The sequence below is a fragment of the Nonomuraea sp. NPDC052116 genome, from assembly GCF_040680035.1.
Taxonomy (GTDB): Bacteria; Actinomycetota; Actinomycetes; order Streptosporangiales; family Streptosporangiaceae; genus Nonomuraea; species Nonomuraea angiospora_A.
The window spans coordinates 42614-64698 of sequence record NZ_JBFAWA010000036.1 but is presented as its reverse complement, the minus strand read 5'-3'; the positions used below and the strand labels follow the sequence as shown (position 1 = coordinate 64698).

15 protein-coding genes are annotated in these 22085 nt (G+C 70.8%); 8 read left to right on the top strand and 7 right to left on the bottom strand.

Going from position 1 to position 22085, the window contains the following annotated elements:
* Positions 1-6: 6 nt before the first annotated feature.
* A complete protein-coding gene (locus AB0L65_RS48000; protein ID WP_364260812.1) occupies positions 7-1632 on the bottom strand; it encodes a PhpK family radical SAM P-methyltransferase in 1626 nt (541 codons plus the stop codon).
* Positions 1629-2384 carry a DUF2306 domain-containing protein gene (locus AB0L65_RS47995; protein ID WP_364260809.1) on the bottom strand — a complete coding sequence of 252 codons (756 nt, stop codon included), beginning with the start codon at positions 2382-2384 and terminating at the stop codon, positions 1629-1631. Before AB0L65_RS47995 ends, AB0L65_RS48000 begins: the two co-directional genes overlap by 4 nt.
* Before the next feature lie 111 nt (positions 2385-2495).
* On the opposite strand from AB0L65_RS47995, the gene AB0L65_RS47990 reads away from it, so the two are divergent.
* Positions 2496-3341, top strand: coding sequence for a BTAD domain-containing putative transcriptional regulator (locus tag AB0L65_RS47990; RefSeq protein WP_364260806.1), 846 nt, complete (start codon positions 2496-2498; stop codon positions 3339-3341).
* Here AB0L65_RS47990 and AB0L65_RS47985 read toward each other — a convergent pair.
* A complete protein-coding gene (locus tag AB0L65_RS47985; RefSeq protein ID WP_364260803.1) occupies positions 3338-4546 on the bottom strand; it encodes a cytochrome P450 in 1209 nt (402 codons plus the stop codon). The genes AB0L65_RS47990 and AB0L65_RS47985 overlap by 4 nt on opposite strands.
* A 152-nt stretch (positions 4547-4698) precedes the next feature.
* On the opposite strand from AB0L65_RS47985, the gene AB0L65_RS47980 reads away from it, so the two are divergent.
* The 7 genes from AB0L65_RS47980 to AB0L65_RS47950 are packed head-to-tail and all read left to right on the top strand — an operon-like array spanning position 4699 to position 17480.
* Positions 4699-6057, top strand: coding sequence for an MFS transporter (locus AB0L65_RS47980; protein WP_364260800.1), 1359 nt, complete (start codon positions 4699-4701; stop codon positions 6055-6057).
* Complete coding sequence (locus AB0L65_RS47975) at positions 6054-11597, top strand: amino acid adenylation domain-containing protein (protein WP_364260797.1); 5544 nt, start codon at positions 6054-6056, stop codon at positions 11595-11597. Before AB0L65_RS47980 ends, AB0L65_RS47975 begins: the two co-directional genes overlap by 4 nt.
* A gap of 19 nt (positions 11598-11616) precedes the next feature.
* On the top strand, positions 11617-12165 hold the full coding sequence (locus AB0L65_RS47970) for a phosphopantetheine-binding protein (protein WP_355205791.1): 549 nt from the start codon (positions 11617-11619) through the stop codon (positions 12163-12165).
* Between the two features lie 22 nt (positions 12166-12187).
* Entirely contained in the window at positions 12188-14836 is a 2649-nt protein-coding gene (locus tag AB0L65_RS47965) for a penicillin acylase family protein (RefSeq protein WP_364260794.1), read from the top strand.
* 6 nt (positions 14837-14842) lie between these two features.
* Complete coding sequence (gene vioD / locus AB0L65_RS47960; protein ID WP_364260792.1) at positions 14843-15979, top strand: capreomycidine synthase; 1137 nt, start codon at positions 14843-14845, stop codon at positions 15977-15979.
* Complete coding sequence (locus AB0L65_RS47955) at positions 15976-16824, top strand: metallophosphoesterase (protein ID WP_364260789.1); 849 nt, start codon at positions 15976-15978, stop codon at positions 16822-16824. Before vioD ends, AB0L65_RS47955 begins: the two co-directional genes overlap by 4 nt.
* Positions 16821-17480, top strand: coding sequence for a 4'-phosphopantetheinyl transferase superfamily protein (locus tag AB0L65_RS47950; RefSeq protein ID WP_364260786.1), 660 nt, complete (start codon positions 16821-16823; stop codon positions 17478-17480). The genes AB0L65_RS47955 and AB0L65_RS47950 overlap by 4 nt, the downstream gene beginning before the upstream one ends.
* Before the next feature lie 95 nt (positions 17481-17575).
* Here the strand turns inward: AB0L65_RS47950 and AB0L65_RS47945 are convergent, their stop codons facing one another.
* The 4 genes from AB0L65_RS47945 to AB0L65_RS47930 form a co-directional block, all read right to left on the bottom strand.
* Positions 17576-18031 (bottom strand): response regulator transcription factor, encoded by a 456-nt coding sequence (locus tag AB0L65_RS47945; RefSeq protein ID WP_364260783.1) that lies wholly within the window; start codon positions 18029-18031, stop codon positions 17576-17578.
* Between the two features lie 445 nt (positions 18032-18476).
* Complete coding sequence (locus AB0L65_RS47940) at positions 18477-19658, bottom strand: aminotransferase (protein WP_364260780.1); 1182 nt, start codon at positions 19656-19658, stop codon at positions 18477-18479.
* Positions 19659-19745: 87 nt separating this feature from the next.
* Positions 19746-20846 (bottom strand): branched-chain amino acid aminotransferase, encoded by a 1101-nt coding sequence (locus AB0L65_RS47935; protein WP_364260778.1) that lies wholly within the window; start codon positions 20844-20846, stop codon positions 19746-19748.
* Between the two features lie 10 nt (positions 20847-20856).
* The gene (locus AB0L65_RS47930) at positions 20857-22071 is read right to left on the bottom strand and encodes a cytochrome P450 (RefSeq protein ID WP_364260775.1); all 1215 of its coding nucleotides are present in this window, start codon (positions 22069-22071) and stop codon (positions 20857-20859) included.
* Between the last annotated feature and the right edge of the window lie 14 nt (positions 22072-22085).

The following is a 22085-nucleotide window of genomic DNA, read 5'->3' as shown; positions in this document are numbered from 1 at the left end:
CGGGCGTCAGTAGCTGAACTTGGCCCGCGCCACGTCCAGCACGGCCACGCTTTCGGCGAATCGCCGCTCCAGGGCGGCCAGGAGCTCCGGGTCGCCGCCCCGGTCGCGCACTCCCATGAGTTCCTGGCTCGTCCGCAGGAGTCCCATGAGCTCCCGCACGCTCACGCCCTTGCCGTCCAGGTAGGGCAGCGACCAGAAGTCGAAGTCGTACAAGGGCAGCCACACCGACTCGGTGACGCGGTCGAGCATCTCGTCGGTGAGGTCGGCGGCCTGCGAGGAGGTCATGCTGAAGTGCGACCACTTGTAGCCCTCTCCCTCGATGCCCAGCAGTTCCTTCTGCTGGTAGATCGGCGAGCGGGGGTTGGCCCACCAGGCCTGTGCCCGCCACAGGTCGGGGGCGGTCTCGTTGAGGAAGTCGATGGTGTTGCCGACGGTCTTCTCGGTCTCGCCGGGGAATCCGACGATGATCGAGGCGAAGGTGGTCACGCCACGTTCCTTGAGCCTGGCGATGCCGGCGCGGTACTGGCTGTCCTGCGCGAGCTTGTGCATGTTGGCCAGCACATCGCTGTCGCCGGACTCGATGCCCAGGAAGACGCCGGAGCAGCCGCTGGCGGCGGCCAGGTCGAACGACTCCTCGTCGCGGGCGTTGGAGCAGCGGAAGTAGGAGTACCACCGCAGGCCGAGATCCTCGTCGATCATCATCTGGCAGAGCTGCTTGAACCGCTTCGGCGGCACGTTGAACGTGTCGTCCACGAAGACCACGTTGCGGACGCCGAGCTCGGCCAGCGCGCGAAGCTCCTTGCGCACCGTCTCCACCGAGGCCGTGGTGAGCGCCCCGGCGCGCGTCGGGTAGTCGCAGAAGCTGCACTTGAACGCGCAACTGCGCGCGGTGCGGAGCTGCGCGGTCGGGCCGATGAGGTCCGGGCTGAAGCCGGCCCAGTCGATCGAGCATTCGTCCAGATCGTTGGCCTCCGGGCGGCGCCTGGTGCGCACCCAGGTGTCCTCGGGGCAGTGGATCAGGTTGTCCACGCCGGACAGGTCGCCGCCGGCGCGTACGGCCTGGCAGAGCTGGCCCAGGCTGTGCTCACCCTGCGATTCCTGGATGTAGGAGTCGGCGCCCATGGCGAAGAAGAAGTCCTGGACGGCGCCGTTCACGCCGGACTGGCACAGGTTGTCGATGAGCGGGCCGCCGACCACGATGTGGCTGGTCGGCGACATCTGGCGGATGTACTCGACGACCGGGCCGACCGGCAGGATGTTGACGTAGAAGGTGGTCGTGATGGCGACGACGGCGGGCCGTTCCGCCAGCAGCGCCGCCAGCCGGTCGCGCTCGCCGGTGAACAGCGAGACGGGCTCGGCGCGCAGGCCGCGCCTGCGCAGGTAGCTGGTCAGGTAGAGCGCCGCCAGGTTGAACACCTCGCCGACGTGGTATCTGTCGGCCCGGCCGGTGCCGCGGTTCCTGAGCCGGCTGAACGCGTCCAGCCACGGCATCGCCGCATCGTCGACCACCAGGTGCTCGGCGCGCATGATCTGGTATTCCGGCGTGCCGGGACCGGCCCGCTCGCACATGACCCGGTAGTCGTCGAAGTCGCCCTCGTTGTAGCCGATCACCACGCAGTCGAGCTCGCTCATGCCGTCTCCCGTACGGTGTGGCGCTGTTCACGGTCCAGCCACCACTCGATGAAGATGAAGGCGAGCGTCCATGGCAGCCAGGTGACGCTCGCCGAGACCGCCTGTTCCAGGGCGTGCTTGTCGCCGCCGAACGTCGTGTCGAGCTGGTTGGCGAGGATCATCCCGATCGGGAAGCCGAGGAGCCGGTTGAAGATGATCGAGATGGTGAGGGTGAAGCTGCGCAACATCCACCGGCGGTGTTCGGCGTAGCGGCCCCGCCGGGCGTTCACGAAGCCGAAGGTCGTGACGGTGAACCACAACGACGCCAGCACGATGTCGCTCAGCGCGCTGACCGGGCCGAACCCCCACAGCACCGAGATCACCACCGCGGCCGTCGCGGCAGGCCACACGCCGGCGACGACGTAGGCCCGGCCGACGACGCGGTGCACGCGGGGGTGTCTGCGGCGCAGCCACGGCCACACCTGGAAGACACAGCCGACCATGGCCACCGTGGCGCCGAGTATGTGCGTCATGAGCACGGGGAAGAACCAGGGCTGTTCGTCCGGCGAGATCCTGCCCACCTTCGGGTTGAAGGCGAGGTACCGCGGAATGGACAGGCTCACGAATATCGTGACGGCGATCGCGAGCACGCCGAGGGCGATGCGGCCACCGAGCCGCCGCCGAGGGGGCCGGGCTGCGCGGCTGGGATGACCGTCCCGCTCCTGACCGTCGGTCTGTGCCGGGCTGACGGGCGATTGCGGTACGGATGGCATACGCACAGGATGAACCGCGGCCCCGTTTCCCAGGCATCCCTTCTTCATGTGACATCACCGGCCGCCGCACCCGCGGGTAGCTTCGAGTCCCCGGAGAGACGGGGAGAAGACGTGGAAGAACGCATCTCTGTCCGCACGTTCGGCACGTTCGAGCTGGCGTTCGACGGCCGCCCGGTGGGACGGTGGAAGGCGGGCAAGGCCCGCAACCTGCTGCAGTTCCTCCTTCTGCGGCAGGGGCGGATCGTCTCGCGCGACGTGCTGTACGACGCGTTGTGGCCGGACGGCCCGTGGCCCAAGGGCTCCAGCTCGCTCAAGGTCGCCGCGCACATGCTCAGGAAGGTCCTGGACGGGCAGCCGGAGGGCGGCCCGGGGCTGCGCCTGCTCACCCGCGAGTCCGGCTACCTCCTGGAGGCGGCCGGCGTGCCGCTGGACTTCGAGCTCTTCATCCGCCTGGCCGACGAGGCGCACGCGGCGCAACGGCGCGGCGGCCGGGCGGAGGCGGCGGCGCTCTACCTGCGGGCCGACGGGTTGTACGCGGGCGACTTCCTGCCGGACGAACCGTATGAGTGGGCGGTGGCGCAGCGGGAGTGGCTGCGCAGCAGGCTGCTGTGCGGCCTGACCTACCTGGCGGAGACGAACATCCTGCGCGGCGACCACGTCGGCGTCATCAGGTGGTGCCAGCGGATGCTGGAGGTGGAGCCGTTCCACGAGGAGGCCTTCCGGGCGCTGATGCTGGTCCACGGCCATCTCGGGCAGCTCGAGCAGGTGCAGCGCTGGTACCGGCTGTGCGACGTACGGCTGCGCCGGCACCTGCAGACGGCTCCGGATCTGGCCACCCGGCGGCTCTACGCCCGCGCGGCGCACGGCGCGTTCACCGGGCGGGCCATCGATCCCCAGCTGTGGCAGCACGAGCTGCAGCCGGACGGCCACACCTCGCTGCTGCGCTCGACCGCCTAGGCCGCCACCTCGACCGGCAGATGTTTGATGCCGAGCATGAAGTTCGAGGCCAGCCGTTCGATCTTTCCGCTCGGCGTGAAGCGCAGGCGGCGCCGTACCAGTTCCTCCACCAGCAGCGTGATCTCCATCCAGGCCGCGGACATGCCCACGCAGCGGTGGTTGGCGACGCCGAAGGCCAGGTGGTGGTTGGGGGTGCGGCCGAGGTCGAGCCGGTCGGCGTGGGGGAAGGCGCTCTCGTCGCGATTGGCGGAGGAGTTCCACAACGTCAGCGACTGCCCGGCCGGTATCCGGATCCCGCGCAGGGTCACGTCCTTCGTGGCGGTCCTGCGCACGTAGGCGTTGGTCGAGGTCCACCGGAAGAACTCGTCCACCGCCGTGCGGACCAGGCTCGGGTCGTCGTGCAGGCGGCGTTCCTCCTCCGGGTGGCCGATCAGCGTCTCGACGATCGCCGAGGCGGTGAACGGGGTGGTCTCGTTGCCGCCGACGGCCACGTTGAGCGCGTTGTAGAGGATCTGGCTCTCGGTCAGGCCGCGCCCGTTCGTCTCGGCGGCGAGCAGGATGCTGACCAGGTCCTCGCCGGGCTCGGCCCGGCGCCGGTCGAGCAGTTCGGTGAGGAAGTCGAAGATCTCCACCTGGGCGCCGACCAGGGTCAGGGCCTCGCCGCTGTCCCTGACGTACTCCTCGTCGCGGAAGCCGATCATCGTGCGGGTGAGGTGGAGAAGGTGGAGCGCGTCGGCGCGGCCGATCCCGAACATCGCGGCGAGGAGACCGGCGGGCAGCGTGGGGGCGACGTCGGTGGCGAAGTCGCCGCCGCCGTCGGCGGTGAGGCGGTCGAGCGCGTCGGTGAGGTACGCGCGCACGTGCTCGGCGGCCGCGTGCATCATCCGCTTGTCGAACGCCTTGTGCACGTGGTGGCGCAGCAGCCGGTGCTCGGGCGGGTCGGAGCAGATGAGCATCTGCCCGGTCGCGGTGTCGGTCGCGCTGCGGAACGAGCCGCCGAGCACGGTGCCGTCCTTGGAGGAGAACGCCACGGGGTCCCGGTAGACCTCGCTCACGTCCGCGTACGTGGTCAGGGCCCAGTAGCCGCCGTCGGGGGTGGCGTTCCAGTAGACCGGCGCGTGCTCGCGCAGCCACGCCCAGGCGGCGTACGGATCGCCGGACACGAACAGGTCGAGATCGTCGAGGTCGATGAGCGCTGTCGCCATGGCGGCGAGGGTAGGCGGCGGCGGTTGGCCACCGGTTACGCGCGCCGGAAAGCGACGGGTGTGTCCCCTGAAGTGGGGAGGTGATGGCGGCTGCCGGATCCACGAGCATGGGCGCGTGCGACGGCCATCGACGGCGGACGGAGCGATCGCTCATGCGTAGGTTCACCACACTCTGGGTGGGTTATCTGGTCTCGGTGCTCGGCTCCTCGCTCACCAGCCTCGCGCTCGGTGTGTGGGTGTTCCAGCGGACGGGCTCGGCCACCCAGTACGGGCTGATCATCGTCGTGAGCTTCCTGCCGGGCATCCTCGCGACGCCGGTCGCCGGAGCGCTCGTGGACCGCTGGAGCCGGCGCGGCATCCTGGGGGTGAGCAACGCGCTGTCCGCGGTCACGATCTTCGCGCTGGCGGCGTTGTTCCTGAGCGGGACGCTCCAGCCGTGGCACATCTTCATCGTCGTCGGCATCCAGTCGCTCCTGCGCGCGCTGACGGCGCCGACCATGAACTCCATCGTCATCCTGCTCGTGCCGAAGGAGCAGGTCGGCCGCGCGAACGGGATGGTGCTCCTGGCCCAGGCCCTCGGCGGCACGCTGGGCTTCGCCGCGGGCGGCGTGCTGCTGATGGGCGTCGGGCTCGGCGGCGTCCTCCTGATCGACTGCGCCTCCTTCGTCGTCAACATGCTGGCCGTGCTGCTCGTCTCCATCCCGCACCGGCGCAGGTCCGAAGGGGGCTCTCCGGGCGGGGACGGCCTCGGCGCCGAGATCCGGCAGGGCTGGCGTTACCTGTCGGCCCGTCGCGGCCTGCTGGCGCTCGTCGTCCTGTACGGCACGGTCGGCGTCGCGGTCGCCCCCGCCGACGTGCTGATCACGCCGGTGGTCCTCTCCTACTCCTCCGCCGAAGCACTCGGCGTGGTGCTGGCGGCCGCGGGAGTCGGCGCCGTGGTGGGCAGCCTGGTGCTGGCCGCCTGGGGCGGGCCGCGCCGCCGCATCCACGCGCTGGCCGGCCTCACGCTGCCGATCGGCGGGTTCATGTGCCTGGGAGTGATACGGCCCAGCGTCGTCCTGATCATGATCGCGGCCTTCGGCTACTCGCTGTTCTCCACGATCGTCGACGGCACGGCCAGGGGCATCCTCCAGGTCGAGGTCGAGCCGGACATCCAGGGCCGGGTGTTCGCCTTGTTCAACATGGTCGCCAACACCGTCCAGTGTGTGGCCTTCGCTCTCGCCGGCCCGCTGGCCGACCAGGTCTTCGAGCCGCTTCTGCGGAACGGCGGGCCGCTCACCGGCTCGGTGGGGACGTTCTTCGGGGTGGGACCGGGCCGGGGGACCGCCCTGCTCATCCTGTTCTGCGGCCTGGCCGTGATCGTGACGGCGCTGGTCGCCTACCGGCAGCCTGACCTGCGTGCCCTGCCCGACCGGCCCACCGGCGGCGCGAAGAAGGCGGCGGGGAAAGACGAGCCCGATCCACCGGCAATGGCTCTTGCGCGGGAACGCGCGGATGGGGAGACCTCATGACCGACCTGCAAAGCCGGATCGCAGCTCTCTCACCGGAGCAGAGGGCGAAGTTGGAGTCACGGGTCGCGGACCTGCTGGCGACCCGCGAGCCCGCCCGCGAGGAGCGGATCCGGCCACGCGATCGATCCCTCCCCACCCCACTGGGCATCGCGCAGCAGCGGGAATGGGCCATCGAGCGGCTCCGGTCGGCCAACAACATCAACAGCGCCTTCCGCATCGAGGGCAGGCTCGACCTCGGCCTGCTCGGCGGCGTGCTGACGGAGGTCGTCGAGCGTCACGAGGTGCTGCGCTCCACGGTGGAGCTCCAGGATGACGGCACGCCTGTGCAGGTCGTCCATCCCACCGGTCCCGTGCCCACTCCCGTGGTGGACCTGACGCACGTCGCACCCCAGGACCAGCGCGCGGCGGTGCGGCGGCACTGCAAGGCCGAGATCATGCGTCCCTTCGACCCCCGCGACCCGCACCGGTTGCGGGTCACGCTGCTGCGCCTGGCCGAGGACCTGCACGTCGTGCTGTTCACCACCGACCACGCCGCCTCGGACGCGTGGTCGTTGTCGATCATCGTGCGCGAGCTCGTCACCCTGTACGGCTTGAGCAAGAACGGCGGCGGCACGCTGCCCGCCCCCGACATCCAGTTCGGCGACTTCGCCGCCTGGCAACGCGAGCAGTTCGACGACCAGAGGGTGGCCGCCGAGCTGGAGCACTGGCGGCGGACGCTCGACGGCATCGAGACGCCGCCCGAGCTGCCCGCCGACCGGCCGTACCCGGCGCGGCCGTCGTTCGCCGGCGACGTCCACATCGTGAACCTGCCGGCGGAGCTCACCGCCGCGCTCGGCGCGTTCAGCGAACGCGAGAACGCGCCCCTGGTCTCCATCCTGCTGGCAGGGTGCTCCATCCTCCTCCACCACTACCTCGAACAGGACGACCTGGTCGTCGGCTCACTGGTGTCCGGCCGCAACCGGCTGGAGACCGAGCAGGTCATCGGCTGCTTCGCCAACCCGCTCCCGCTGCGCGTGCGGCTGACCGGCGAGCTCACGCTGCGCGAGGTCGTCCGGAGGGCACGCGAGTCCATGGCCGTCGCCATGGACCACCAGGACGTGCCTTTCGAGCGCGTGATCGAGCTGCTGGACCTGGGCCGGGAGGCGTCGCAGACCTCGCTGAGCCGGTTGTGGATCAACGTCCTCACCGTGCCCGGCGAGACCCTGGAGGTTCCCGACCTGCGGATCAAGCCGGAGCCGATCGACCTCGGGCTGGTGTCGGTCGACCTCACCCTGTCGGCCATCCCGAGTCCCGAGTCGCTGCAGCTCCAGTGGCACTACATGACCGAGCTGTTCGACAGGGAGACCATCGTCCTGCTGGCCGGGCAGTTCGAGGAGATCCTGCGGCAGCTCGTCGCCGTGCCCGACGCGGCGGTGCGGCAGCTGACGCTGATCGCCGCCCCGGTGGCACCCGTCCGGCCGCAGACCTCGGACGCCGGCTTCGTCGAGTTGTTCCAGCGCCGGGTCACGCTCGCGCCGAACGCGCCCGCCGTCGTCTGCGACGGGGCCGCGACCAGCTACGGCGACCTCAACCGGGCCGCCAACCGGCTGGCGCGGGAGTTGCGGGCCAGGGGAGTGGGCCGGGAGACTCCCGTCGCCATCCTGGTGGAGCGTTCCCCCGAGCTGGCCGTGGCGATCCTCGGCGTGCTCAAGGCCGGTGGCGTCTATGTCCCCGTCGACCCGTCGTACCCGCCCGAGCGCATCTCCTTCATGCTCGCCGACGCGGGTGCGAAGGTCCTGATCACACAGGTACGGCTCGCGCCGCTCGTGACCGACCCGCCCGCCGCAACCGTCCTCCTCGACGGCCCCGCGACCGGCGAACACGCCGACCACGACCTGGATGACCCGCCGGACCTCGCCTCGCTGGCCTACGTCGTCTACACCTCGGGCTCGACCGGGCGGCCCAAGGGCGCCATGATCGACCACGGCTCGCTGGTGACGTTCGCCCGCGACATCATGGAGCGCCTCGGGCTCGGCGCCGGCGACAGGTTCCTGCAGTTCGCCTCGCCGAGCTTCGACGTGCTGGTGGAGGAGCTGTTCCCGATCTGGCTGGCCGGCGGCGCGGTGGTCATCCCGACCCAGCACCTGATCAGCGGCGAGGCCGACCTGGTGGATCTCGTCGAACGCGAACGGCTCACCGTGATGGAGCTGCCGACCGCGTACTGGCACGAGTGGGTACGCGAACTCGACCGGCTGGGCCGGATGCTCCCGAGTTGCCTGCGCCTGGTGATCATCGGCGGGGAGCGGGTCCTGCCCGAACGGCTGGCCATGTGGCCGCGGCTCGGCGTGCCGCTGATGCACGTCTACGGGCTGACGGAGACCACGGTCAGCTCGACCTTCTTCCGCCTTGACCCGGGCGAGAGCTTCGCCTGGCCGAACCTGCCGATCGGCACCCCGATCCCGTCGGCCGACCTGCGCATCCTCAACAGCAGACTCGCGCCGGTGCCGACGGGCGGCGTCGGCGAGCTGTACATCGGCGGGGTCAGCCTGGCCCGCGGTTACCTCGGCCGCCCCGGCCTGACCGCGCAGCGTTTCGTCGCCGACCCCGCGCATCCCGGCGAGCGCCTCTACCGCACCGGCGACCTGGTCCGCCGGCGCCCCGACGGGAACCTCGAGTTCGTCTCCCGCGTCGACACGCAGATCAAGATCCGCGGCTTCCGGGTGGAGCCCGCGGAGATCGAGTCGGTGCTCAGCGCGCATCCGCAGGTCGGCGAGTCCGTCGTGGCCCTCCACGAGCCCGTGCCCGGCGACCGCCGCCTGATCGCCTACTTCGTCCCGGCACGCGCGGAGGCCGCGCCGACCCTCACCGAGCTGCGCCGCTACCTCGAACGCGGACTGCCCGCCTACATGGTGCCCTCGACGCTCGTGGAGCTCGACGCGCTTCCCCTCAGCGCCAACGGCAAGCTCGACCGCAAGCGCCTGCCCGCGCCGGACGGCGGCAGGCCCGAACTGATCGAGGACTACGTCGCGCCGAGCACGCCGCTGCAGCGGAGGCTGGCCGACATCGTGGCCACGGTCGTCGGCGTGGACAAGGTCGGCATCTACGACAACTTCTTCGAGCTCGGCGGCGACTCCATCCAGGCCATCCAGGTCGTGGCCAGAGCCCAGGAGGACGGGATCGGGCTGTCGCCGCTCGACTTCTTCGAGCAGCCGACGATCGCGCTGCTGGCACAGGCGGCCACGGACGCCAGCCCGGACCGGATCGTCCGGCCACGGCCGCCGGACGCCGAGCCGGTGCTCTCCTTCGACCAGGAACGCCTGTGGCTGGAACACCAGCTTCGGCCCAAGACCGCCTACCACGTCGGCGGCCGCTACCGTCTCGCCGGCCCGCTCCGGGTGGACGTGCTGGAGGCCAGCATCCGCGCGATCGTGGCGCGTCACGAGGTGCTGCGCACCACGTTCCCCGTCGTGGCCGGCCGGCCGGTGCCCGTGGTCGGCGAGGTGGGCGACTGGCGGCTCGACGTGGTGGACCTCTCGGCCGCCGAGGACGGCTTCGAGCTCGGCAAGCGCATGCTGGACGAGCAGTTCAGCGCCGCCTTCGACCTGGCCGAGGGCCCGCTGTTCAAGTGCACGCTGGTCCGGCTGAGCGACACCGAGCACCTGCTCAACATCACCTCGCACCACGTCGTCTCGGACAACTGGTCGATCGGCCTGTTCGGGCGGGAGCTGCTGGCACTGTACGAGTCGGGCGGGGACCTGGCGCGGGCGGGCCTGCCCGAGCTCCCCGTCCAGTACCGCGACTTCGCCGTCTGGCAGCGCGAACGCCTGACCGGGGACGCGCTCGCGGAAAAGGTCGAGTACTGGCGCGGCCACCTGGCCGGAGCGCCGCCCGCGATCACCATGCCGAACGCGCCGCTGAACCTCGGAGCCGGCGGCGGGCGCAGCATGCTGAAGATGACCGACGAGCAGACGGTCGCGCTGCACGAGCTGTGCCGCCGCCTCGGCGTCACGCCGTTCATGCTGGTGCTGGCCTGCCTGGCGACGGTGCTGCGGCGCTGGTCCGGCCAGTCCGACATCGTGATCGGGACCTCCGTGAGCGGGCGGACCGACGTCGCGCTGGAGAACCTGATCGGCTGCTTCATCAACACCATGCCGCTGCACCTCGATCTGTCGGGCGACCCGGACTTCACCGAGCTGCTGCGGCGGGCCCGCCAGGTGTCGGTGGACGGCTACACGCACTCGGACACGCCGTTCGACGTGCTGGTGAAGGAACTGCAGGTGCCCCGCGACCCGCGCAGGACGCCGATCTTCCAGGTGGTCCTGAACGTGTTCGACCTGCCGCCGATCCGGCGCATCGGCGACGTCGGCCTCGAGGTGATGCCGCTGCCGGAGCTGTTGAGCAGCTTCGACCTGGTCTTCACCGCGCTGGAGGCGTTCGGGGCCTTCCAGCTCCGGCTGGAGTACGACGCCGAACGGTACCAGGCGCCGATGATGGACGCGCTGCTGGAGCACCTGCGCACGATGCTCAACGCGGTGGTACGCGATTCGGGCAAGGGGATCCTCGACTATCCGCTGGAGGAGACGGCCGAGGTCACGCCCGGCGAGCGGGTGATTCCCGCGCCGCACCTGGCAGTGGCACGGCAGGGCCGTACCTCTGACCAGGTCGCGGTGGCGGACCGGGACGGCGAGTGGAGCTACGGATGGCTCGCCGCGGCGGCCGAGCACATCGCGCGGGCGCTTCCCGACGCGGAGCGGATCAGCATCGTCAGGCGGCCCACGGCGGCGTTCGTGGCGGCGGTCCTCGCCTGCGTGCGGGCGGGCGCGGCGTTCAGCGTGGACGGGGCCGGCGCGCAGGGTCCGGCGGTGCTCGACGTGGGTGAAGGCCCGCTCGACCTCGGCGGCGCTGCCGAGGGTCTTGGCGACCTTGCCGCGGCGGACCGGCGGGACTGGGCGGTCGAGCGGTTCGGGCTCCGCGGTGACGACCGGTTCGCGGCGGTGTCGAGCAGCCCCGCCCATCTGGTGTCGGCGATGACGAGCGCGTTCCACGCCGGAGCGACGCTGGTCGTGCCGGACCGCTCGTTCACCGGGGACCTCGACGGCCTCGTGGCATGGCTGAAGGAGAACTCCATCAGCGTCGCCTACATCGACGCGCCGCTCCTGCGCACCATCGCCGCCGGCGGGAACCTGACGGAGCTGCCGGGGCTGCGGTGCGTGTTCGTGGACAACTCGGGCGAGCTCATCTCCCACGACCTGGACGCGCTGCGGGGGCTGTCGCCGGACTGTCAGCCGGACTGTCAGTACGTGGCGGTCTACCGGATGGGCCTCGACGGGCGACCGCTGGCCGCGTACGCGGTGCCGCACGACTGGCAGCTCGACGCGGCGCCGCTGCGGGTGCCGCTCGGCGTGCCGCTGGACGACCTGCCCGCGCGGTTGCTGCACCCGTCGGGACAGCCGGCCGCGACCGGCGAGGTCGCCGAGATCTGCTTCGGCGACTACCACACCAGCGACCTGGGCCGCCGCTGGGCGGACGGGACGCTGGAGTTCGTCGGCAAGCTCCGCTGAGGAAGGGACCGGAAACACCGTGGTGAACCACACCGACCCGCAGGTGGACACCGTCGAGACCCTGGCCGCCCTGCGCCGCGTTCCTGACGTGCGCGGCGCGGTGGTGACCGGATACGTCGGCGTGGACGGCCGGACGATGCTGCTCGGCTACGTCACCGGCCCGGACCCGGCGGTCGGCACGATCCGGATCCGGCAGCACCTCAGCAGCAGGCTGCCCGGCTATTTGATCCCGGACCACCTGTTCGTGCTGGACGCGCTGCCGCTGACGCCGGAGGGCGACTACGACCTGAGCGCGCTGCCGACGCCGGAGGCGGACCTCGGCCCGGCCGACGCGCACGTGGCGCCGCGCACGCCGGTGGAGCGGCGCCTGGCGGAGATCTTCCAGGAGCTCCTCGGCGTCGGCGACGTCGGAGTCCACGACGACTTCTTCGCGCTCGGCGGCTCCTCCATCGTGGCGACCCGGCTGGCCGCCCAGGTCCGCGAGGTGTTCGCGGTGGAGGTGTCGCTGGTGGACGTGCTCGCGGCCTCGACCGTCGACGAGCTGGCGCGGCTCGTGGACGAGGCATGACGAGCTCTCCGGGCAGGTGCGTATGATCCCCGATGAGACCCGGCCGGACGCCCGTCCCGATCTGCCGGAACCCGGCCGCCCCGTCCCGCGCCGTCGCCGCCGGCTGTGGAGGGTGGTGCGGTGGGCGGGCGCCGTGGTCGTGGTGCTCGCGCTGGTGGCGTCCGGGCTGGCGGTGTGGTCGGTGCGGCGTGGCTTCCCCCAGTACGACGGAACGTTGTCCTTGCCCGGCCTGACCGCGCCGGTGAAGGTCTTCCGGGACTCGTACGGCGTCGCCCAGATCTATGCGGACTCGGCCACGGACCTTTTCCAGGCCCAGGGCTACGTCACCGCGCAGGACCGCTTCTGGGAGATGGACTACCGGCGGCATCTGACCTCGGGCCGCCTGGCGGAGTTGCTGGGCCCTCCGCTCGTGCGCACCGACGCCTTCCTGCGCACGCTCGGCTGGCGGCGGACCGCGGAGCGGGAATGGCAGCGGATCTCACCCGAGGCGAGAAGCTACCTGCGCGCCTACGCCGACGGCGTCAACGCCTGGATCGCCGCGAACGGCGCCGCCGCGGCCTCCGGAGCGAAAAGCCTGGAGTACACCGTCCTCGGCCTGCAGAACCCCGGCTACACGGTGGAGCCGTGGGACCCGGTGGACTCCCTGGCCTGGCTGAAGGCGCTGGCGTGGGAACTGCTGGGCAACATGGACGCCGAGATCGACCGCTCGCTGCTGCTGGCCCAGGGCCTGAGCAGGCGCCAGATCGAGCAGCTCTACCCGCCCTACCCGTACGCGAAAAATCGCCCCATCGTGGACACGCCGGGCACCCCGTCCCGGCCGGTCCCCGCTCGCGTGTGGCGGGAGGCGGCCCCCGCGCTCGACGCGCTGCGTTCGCTCCCGCTCCGCGCGGGCGGAGACACTGCGGGCATCGGCTCGAACTCCTGGGTGGTGAGCGGCGCGCTGACGGCGTCGGGCAAGCCGCTGCTGGCCAACGACCCGCATCTGGCGGCGTCGTTGCCGGGGACGTGGTACCAGATCGGGCTCCGGTGCTCCTGCGCGTACAACGTGCAGGGCTTCACGATGCCCGGCCTGCCCGGCGTGGTCACGGGACGCAACGAGCGGATCGCCTGGGGGCTGACCAACCTGCCCGCCGACGTGTCCGACCTGTACCTGGAGAAAGTCGAAGGCGAGCGGTACTTCGACGGCAAGGCGTGGCGCGCGCTCGACTCGCGGCAGGAGGTCATCAAGGTCGCGGGCGGCGAGCCGGTGACGATCACCGTGCGCGCCACGCGGCACGGTCCCCTGCTGTCGGACCGGCGGGCGGACATGCTCGGGGTGGCGGCCCGGCCTCCTCTGGACCCGTCGGGCAGACCGCTGCCGAGCTTGACGCCGGGGCCGCTGCCCAGCCTGGACACCGGCGAGCCCGGGGTGCCCGCGCCGGCGGCGGCGGAGCCGTACGCGGTGGCGCTGCGCTGGACGGCGTCCGAGCCCGGCCGGACGATGGACGCGCTCTTCGGCATCAACAAGGCGGCGAACTGGACGGAGTTCCGGGCGGCGGCGGCGCTCTTCGACGAGCCCGCGCAGAACCTGGTCTACGCCGACGTGGACGGCCACATCGGCTACCAGGCGCCGGGCCGCATCCCGGTCCGTGGCAAGGGTGACGGATCCTGGCCGGTCCCGGGCTGGGACCCCGCGTACGACTGGACGGGCTTCATCCCGTTCGCCGAGTTGCCGACGCTGTCCGACCCGCCCGGCGGCGTCATCGTGACCGCCAACCAGGCGGTGGCCGGGCCGTCCTACCAGCACGTCATCACCACCGACTGGACGTACGGGTACCGCGGCCGCCGCATCCTCGACCTGATCGCCGAACGCACGGCGCGCGGGAAGATCGGCGTGGCGGACATGCGGCGGATGCAGTCCGACAACCTCAACGGCGGCGCCGCCGCCGTGGTGCCCGCGCTGCTGGCCGTTCCCCTGAACGACGGCGCCACCGCCAAGGCGCGGAACCTGCTGAAGGGCTGGGACTTCCAGCAGAGCGCCGACTCGGCCGCGGCGGCCTTCTACAACGCGACCTGGCGGAGCCTGCTCGCGCGGACCTTCGACGAACTCCCGCAGGACCGCAAGGCCGGCAACGGCGACCGTTGGTGGGAGGTCGTGGCCGGGCTGCTGAAGTCGCCCGAGTCGCCGTGGTGGGACGACCGGCGCACCGGCAAGAGGGAGTCGATGGCCGACATCCTCGCCGCCGCCATGGACGAGGCCACCGCCGAGCTCACCGCGCGGCTCGGCCCCGACCCGGCCGCCTGGCGCTGGGGCGACCTGCACACGCTGACGTTACGGGGCTACGGGCCGGGCCAGTCCGGCATCGCGCCGGTGGAGTGGCTGTTCAACCGCGGCCCGGTGCCGATCGCGGGCGGCGGCGACGCGGTCAACTCCACGAGCTGGTCGGCCGCCGGTGGGTACGACGACGTCGTCTTCGTGCCCACGATGCGAATGATCGTCGACCTGTCCGATCCGGATGGGTCGCGCTGGGTTCTGCTGGCCGGCACCTCCGGGCACGCCTTCCATCCCCACTTCGACGACCAGCTGGAGCTCTGGCGTACGGGACAGGACACCCCCATGCGCTGGAGGAGGAAGAGCATCGAGGCGGCGGCAGAGCACGTCCTCACCTTCGCACCGACCGGTAAAGGATGACCGTTCATGAAGCTCGCGATCGCGAAACTCGAAGAGTGGATGCGCCTCTACTACCACAACGTCGACCACGACATCGGCAGCAGCGGCGTGCGTGACCTGACCATCGACGAGCTGAGGACGATCTGCGGGTTCGACCTGTCCGAGCTCGGCTCGATGATCTTTCATGACAGCGAATGCTTCGGCGGCGGCGCGTTGCGGGCGGCGCTGGCCGACCGGTGGACGGGTGGCGACGTGGACGGCGTGATGGTCACCCACGGCTCCAGCGAGGCGATCTACATCGTCATGCACACGCTGCTGGAGCCGGGTGACGAGGTGATCGTGGTCGATCCCGCCTACCAGCAGTTGTACGACATCGCCGCCGGGATGGGCTGCCGGATCACCCCGTGGCCGCTGCGCGCGCAGGAGGGCTTCTCCGCCGACCTGCCGCTGCTGCGGAAGCTGGCTTCCAACGGGCCGAAGATGATCGTGGTCAACTTCCCGCACAACCCGACCGGCGTCTCCATCACGCGCGAGCAACAGCAGGAGCTGATCGACATCGCCGCCGAGGCCGGCGCCTGGCTGGTGTGGGACCACGCCTTCGGCGAGCTGACGTACACGGCCGGCCCACTCCCGCTGCCCTTCGGCCGCTACGACAGGTGCATCACGTTCGGCACGTTCTCCAAGAGCTACGGGCTGGCCGGACTCCGGGTCGGCTGGTGCCTAGCGCCGCCCGAGCTGCTGTCCCGGATGGCGGTGCTGCGCGACTACATCGCGCTGTACGTCTCACCGGTCCTGGAGTTCTTCGCCGAGAAGGCGGTCAGGAACGCCGACCGGATCGTCGCGATGCAGCGCGAGCACGCGCACGGCAATCTGCGGTTGCTGCGCGACTGGGCGGCGGAGCTCCCGGACCTGGTGCGGGTGAACCCGCCCGACGGCGGCGTGACCGCGTTCGTGGAGTTCCCCGGCCACCCCGACGCCACCGCCGTGTGCCGCCGGCTCGCCGAGCGGGACAGGGTGCTGCTGGTGCCCGGCGAGTGCTTCGGCGACGCCTTCACCGGCTACGCGCGGCTGGGCTTCGGCGGCACCACCGCGGAGCTGACGGCCGGGCTGTCGAGCGTACGGCGGGCGCTGCTCGAAGGCGTGCCGGTCTCGGAGGCGCGGTGAGCGGCCCCAGGCTCCTGGCGGTCAGCGACCTCCACGTCGGCCACAGGGACAACCGCAGGCTGCTCCTCGACCTGGAGCCCGGGTCCCCGGGCGACTGGCTGATCGTGGCCGGGGACGTCGCGGAGCGGCCCGGCGAGATCGAGTGGGCGCTTCGGCTGCTCACCGAGAGGTTCGCCAAGGTGATCTGGACGCCGGGCAACCACGAGCTGTGGACGCTGCCCGGCGACGTGTACGGCCCGCGTGGCGAGGACCGTTACCGGAGCCTGGTCGAGATGTGCCGCCGGCTGGGCGTCGTCACCCCCGAGGATCCCTACCCGGTCTGGACGGGGCCCGGCGGGCCGGTGACGGTGGTGCCCATGTTCCTGCTGTACGACTACAGCTTCCTGCCCGAGGGGACGACGACCAAGGAGGAGGCGCTCGCGCGGGCGTACGAGTCCGGTGTCGTCTGCACGGACGAGCTGCTGCTGCACCCCGACCCGTACGTGAGCCGCGAAGCCTGGTGCGAGGCGCGCGTCAAGGAGATGGAGGAGCGCCTGGCCGAGCTCGGACCCGGGGTCCGCACGGTGCTGGTGAACCACTTCCCGCTGGTGCGCGAGCCCACGCGGGTCCTGCGTCACCCGCTGTTCGCGCAGTGGTGCGGCACGCGGCGTACCGCGGACTGGCACCTGCGCTTCAACGCCGCCGCGGTCGTCTACGGCCACCTGCACATCCGCAGGACCACCTGGCACGACGGCGTGCCGCACATCGAGGTCTCCGTGGGCTATCCGCGGGAGTGGTCCAGGCGGGGCGGGGCCGACGGCACCGGGCCGCGCCAGGTGCTGCCCCTTCCCGTCGAGCCGTCGTGATCGAGCGGCTGCTCCCGCCCGCCGTGGCGGCGGCCGAGGCGTACGGCGACGCGCCGGGGGTGCCGCTGCACCCGGAGGAGGTGGTCTGCGTGACGCGGGCGCTGCGCGGCCGCCGCCAGGAGTTCGCGACCGGGCGCCACCTGGCCCGGTCCGGCCTCGTCCGGCTCGGGTTGCCGCCGGTCGGCATCCCCAAGGGTGAGCGTGGCGCGCCGCGCTGGCCGGAGGGGGTGGTGGGCAGCATCACGCACTGCGCCGGCTACCGGGCCGCCGCGGTGGCGCGAACGGACGACCTGCTCGCGCTCGGCATCGACGCCGAGCCGCATGGGCCGCTGCCTTCCGAGGTGCTGAAGCTCGTGGCCACGCCGGCGGAGGGCGCCAGGCTCGAAAGGCTGGCCGGCGACAACCCGCGGATCGCCTGGGACCGGGTGCTGTTCAGCGCGAAGGAGTCGGTGTACAAGGCGTGGTATCCGCTGGCCGGGTCGTTCCTCGACTTCGACGCCGTGGAGGTGGTGCTCGAGGAGGCCACGGCGTCCTTCGCGGCTCGCCTGCTGGTGCCGGGGCCTTTCGTGGCCGGTGAACGGCTGCGGGAGCTCACGGGGCGCTTCGCCGTGCAGGGCGGGCTGGTGGTCACCACGGTCACCATTGACGCGGCCTGACGGGGGATTCCCCGTCAGGCCGTGTGGGGTGCTCACTTCCGGAGCGCCGAGCTGTCGTGGGCCGCCGCGAGGTTCTTCACGTGGCCGTTCTCGGCTCATCCGTTCTCGCTGCCGACCAGACGGCCCAGCAGGGCCGCGCGGGTGAGCTCGGCCTTGTTGCCCACGCCGAGCTTGGTCCTGATCCGTTTGACGTAGGTGTCGACCGTGTGGGGGCTGATGCCGAGGCGCGTGGCGATCTGCCCGTGCGTCAGACCCCTGGAGATCTGGCGGAGCACCTGTTCCTCCCGCTCGGAGAGGTGGTAACCGGGCGCCTCCTGGCGTTCGAGCATGGGCCGTACTTCACACTCGACGGGAACGAAGCGGGAGCCGGACGCCACGGCCCGCACCGCCGAGACCACGCGCTCGGCCGTCGCCCGCTTGCCGATGACACCCGACGCTCCCGCGTGCAGGTAGCTGTCGGTGTCGTCCCCGTCGTTCAGAACCAGTACTTCGGTGCGCTTGGCGACTTCCCTGATGTAGGCGAGATTGTCGGAGAGCGGCAGCGCGTCCACGTCGATTAACGCGGCGTCCGCTATCCAGGAGGGTTCTTCGTCGGGAGAGGACCTCTCCGCGACCACCTGAATACCGGCACTTGTCAGAGCCTGGACGAGCCCAGCGAGGAAGATTGGCGAACTGATAAGGACGTCTATTCTGATCACGGGGCCCCCGTACATCCCGCCGGCCGGGCATCATCATGGCTTTCCATTACAAGCGAGGAAATATACTTCTGACTCGCTTTTCACCTTACCAGCCTTTTCTAAGCCGTTTTCTCGTCGATGTCAACCTCTCGGCGTGCCTATCGAATTTCACATCGAGTGATGATTCCACGCCGGTCGGTAATTCTCCGAGTTGACCTATAGCCGGCCCGACAAGGCCTATAGGCAGCGCCGCGGGGGAGATGATAAGGTCCCGCGCGGCCTGCGCTTCTGGATGAATTCGGGATCTAGGTAAATGTGATCAATTCGCAGGTATGGTCATGTACGACATTCCCGCGGCAGTCAGGCGACCGGCGAAATCAGTGAACGATTCCTGATCCACATTGCTAAAACTTGCCCGCAGCATCCGACCATCTTCAGGGAGAAATGCCGTACCGGGAATGACGAGCGTGTCATACGTGATCGCCAGGTCCCGGACGACCTCCTCGGTGGGGCGCCCGGCGAACGGATGGCGTATCCACCCGTAAAAGCCTCCGGCGGAGACCAGCTCGAAGCCGCCCGGCCGCTCCGCCATCACGGCGGCGAAGCGCCGCCGCTTCTCCTCCATCTCGCGCGCCCGCGCGAGCTTCCACTCCTGGGCCAGCGTCAGGCCCGCCCAGGCGGCCTCCTGCCCGATGCGCGGCGCGCAGATCGCCACGCAGTCGAGCAGCTTCATCACCTCGCGGTTGAGCAGCGGCGAGGCGACCACCGCCCCCACCCGGTAGCCGGGAATGGCGTAGTCCTTCGAGAAACTGTGCAGGCTCACCACCGTCTGCTCCCATTGGGGGTCGGACAGGAGCCGGTGCGCCGGTTCGGCGGTGTCGCGGAAGGAGCGGTAGGTCTCGTCGAGGATCAGCGCCAGGTCATGCCGCCTGGCCACCTCCGCCAGGCGCTCGATCGCCTCGGGGCCGGCCGTGACCCCGCTGGGGTTGCCCGGAGTCACCAGGACGATCGCCCGGGTCCGCGGGGTGATCAGCGCCTCGGCCGTCTCCGGGCTCGGCAGGAGATCCGGGCCGGGCTCCAGGTAGACCGGGTGTATGCCGTTCAGGCGCAGCCACATGTCGTGGTTCGGGTAGTACGGCACCGCCAGCACCACCTCGTCGCCCGCCTCCGCCAGCGCGGACACCACGAGGCAGAAGGCCTGGTTGCAGCCCGCCGTGATGACGATCTGCTCCGCGCGCACGTGGCTCAGATAACTTCGGGAGAGGTCGGCGGCGAATGCCTCGCGCAGGTGCGGCAACCCGGCGATGTCGGTGTAGTCCCCGCCGTGGGGGTCTCGCGCGATGGCGGCGATGTGCTCGACCACGGCCGGAGCGGCCGGATAACACGGCGCCGCCTGGGAGAGGTCGAGCAGGTCACGTTCCCTGCGGCGCTGATTTTCCAACTCGCGTGCCTCGCCGAACGGCGAGTCGATCTGGCGCACCGTCCTCGGACTCAGTCGCAAGTGAATGCTCCCTTCGTATGGCACTGAGCATCCCGAGCACCGCGTAACAACACCATTCCCTCCTTCAGGGGACATTGATCCCGTATATCAACAAACCTTGTGAATCCAGGCGAAAGGGTCGGGGGTGCGGCCGTACTGGATGTCCATGAGGCTCTGGCGCAACATGAGCGTGACCGGCCCCACTCCGCCGTCGCCGACGAGCCAGTCACCCGAGGTGCTCCTGACCGCGCCGACCGGGATCACGGTGGCCGCCGTGCCGCAGGCGAACACCTCGACGAGCTCGCCGGACGCGCACTGCGCGCGCCACTGGTCGACCGAGATCCGGCCCTCCTCGACGTCGATGCCGAGCGTGGGCGCGAGGTGGAGCAGCGAGTCGCGGGTCACCCCCGGCAGCAGCGTCCCGGTCAGCGCGGGCGTCATGATCCGGTGCCGGCCGTCCTCGGTGGCGTAGACGAAGAACAGGTTCATCCCGCCCATCTCCTCGACCCAGACGTGCTCGGCGGCGTCCAGCCAGACCACCTGGTCGCAGCCCCGCGCCACGGCCGATTGCTGGGCGGCGAGCGCGGGAGCGTAATTGCAGGCCGCCTTGACGTCGCCGGTGCCACCGGGGGCGGCGCGCGTGTAGTCCTCCGACAACCACACCGTGAGCGGCCTCGGCGTGCCTCCGCCGAGATAGCTCGCCGGCGAGGCGATGGCGCACAGCAGATAACTGCGCGAGGGCAGCGTGAAGCCGAGACCGCGCTGGGTGGCGATCACGAATGGGCGCAGGTAGAGGCTGTTGCCGTCGCCCGACGGCACCCAGTCCCGCTCCTGGGTGACCAGCAGCTCCAGCATCCTGATGAAGACGTCCTCGGGCAGCTCGGGCGCCGCCAGCCGGCGCGCCGTCCGGTTGAACCGGGCGGCGTTCCGCCTCGGCCGGAACATCACGATCGCCCCGCCGTCCTGCCTGTACGCCTTCATCCCCTCGAAGTACTCCTGCGCGTAGTGGAAGACCACGGTCGCCGGATCGAGGCTCAGCGGCGCGTACGGCTCCACGCGGGCGTCATGCCAGCCCTGCTCGGTCGTCCAGCGCAGCGTGGCCATGTGGTCGGTGAAATGCTCGCCGAACCCCGGCGCGGCCAGCACGGCCTGCCGTTCCGCGGCCGGCACGGGGTGGTCGCTGGGACGGATCTCGAAAGAGATCGACATGGGGTGCTCCTCAGGCGGCGGGCGACGGTTTGGGGCGGAGGGTGAGCTCGGAGGGCAGCGAGGCGAACCCGCGCTGGTGCGGCGAGTGGACGCGCCGGGCGGCGGACAGGTCGAGGTCGTAGTCCGACACCACCGCGCCGACCTCCTGCAGCACGACCGCGATCTCGAGCTGGGCCAGCGCCGCGCCGAGGCAGAAGTGCGGGCCGTGGCCGAAGGCGATGTGCCGGCTCGTGTCGCGATCCAGGTCGAAGGTGTCCGGGTCGGGGAAGACCCGCCCGTCGCGGTTGGCGGAGGCGGGCAGCAGCGCGATCCTGGCGCCTTCGGCCAGCCGGACGCCGTGGATGACGCTGTCCTCGGTGAGCGTCCTGCCCGTCATCTGGCTGGGCGAGTCGTAGCGGAGCGTCTCCGCCCCCCAGTCCGGGGCCCGCCCGTTCAGGCCCGCGCGGCCGACGTCGGGAAGGCGCCACCCGTGATACCAGGCGTTGCCGATCAGCTTGCCGGTCGAGTCGTTGCCCGCGCTGACGAGCAGGAAGAGGAAGGCCACGAGCTGCGAGTCGGTCAGAGGCCGCCCGCCGACCCGCGCCTCGATCATCATCGAGGTGAGGTCGTCGCCCGGCCGCCTGCGCCGCTGCCCGATCAGGTTCACGTAGTAGACGGCGAGGCGCAGCCCCGCGCCGATGGTCTCGCCCGACCTCTCGTCGGTGCCGTCCTCGCAGTGGTTGAGCAGGTCGTTGTCGGCGCGGATCCGGTCCCGGTCCGCCGCCGGTATGCCGACGACCTCACACATGACATCGTTCGGTACGGCTGCCGCGAAGTCCGCGAAGTCGAAGACCCCGCCGTCCCGTACGGGCGCCAGCCTGGCCCGCGTCAGCTCCCGTATCCGGGGCTCCAGCGCCGCCACCCACCGGGGCTTGAACGCGTTGCCCAGCAGGCGGCGCATCGTGCCGTGGTCGGGAGGGTCCATGGCGAGGAAGAAGCTGGTCTTGACCGCGGCCTGCCCCCACAGATCCGGCTCCAGGGAGATGCCGTTACGGCTGGAGAACAGCCCCGGGTTCCGCAGCGCGGGCAGGACGTCCTCGTAGCGGGACAGCGCCCAGAAGTCCCGCTCGGCGTTGTGGTAGAGCGGCGCGTGCTCGCGCATCCAGGCGAACACCGGATACGGGTCCTCGTGGATCCGGTAGGAGAACGGGTCGTAGACGAGCTCACCCGGTGCCAGGTTGCGCATATTCGGAACGTACG

Bases quoted from the DNA above. Each gene is read 5' to 3' on its own strand.
- AB0L65_RS48000 (WP_364260812.1), bottom strand. From the start codon at position 1,632: ATGAGCGAGCTCGACTGCGTGGTGATCGGCTACAACGAGGGCGACTTC.
- AB0L65_RS47995 (WP_364260809.1), bottom strand. From the start codon at position 2,384: ATGCCATCCGTACCGCAATCGCCCGTCAGCCCGGCACAGACCGACGGT.
- AB0L65_RS47985 (WP_364260803.1), bottom strand. From the start codon at position 4,546: ATGGCGACAGCGCTCATCGACCTCGACGATCTCGACCTGTTCGTGTCC.
- AB0L65_RS47980 (WP_364260800.1), top strand. From the start codon at position 4,699: ATGCGTAGGTTCACCACACTCTGGGTGGGTTATCTGGTCTCGGTGCTC.
- AB0L65_RS47975 (WP_364260797.1), top strand. From the start codon at position 6,054: ATGACCGACCTGCAAAGCCGGATCGCAGCTCTCTCACCGGAGCAGAGG.
- AB0L65_RS47965 (WP_364260794.1), top strand. From the start codon at position 12,188: ATGATCCCCGATGAGACCCGGCCGGACGCCCGTCCCGATCTGCCGGAA.
- vioD (WP_364260792.1), top strand. From the start codon at position 14,843: ATGAAGCTCGCGATCGCGAAACTCGAAGAGTGGATGCGCCTCTACTAC.
- AB0L65_RS47935 (WP_364260778.1), bottom strand. From the start codon at position 20,846: ATGTCGATCTCTTTCGAGATCCGTCCCAGCGACCACCCCGTGCCGGCC.
- AB0L65_RS47930 (WP_364260775.1), bottom strand. From the start codon at position 22,071: ATGCGCAACCTGGCACCGGGTGAGCTCGTCTACGACCCGTTCTCCTAC.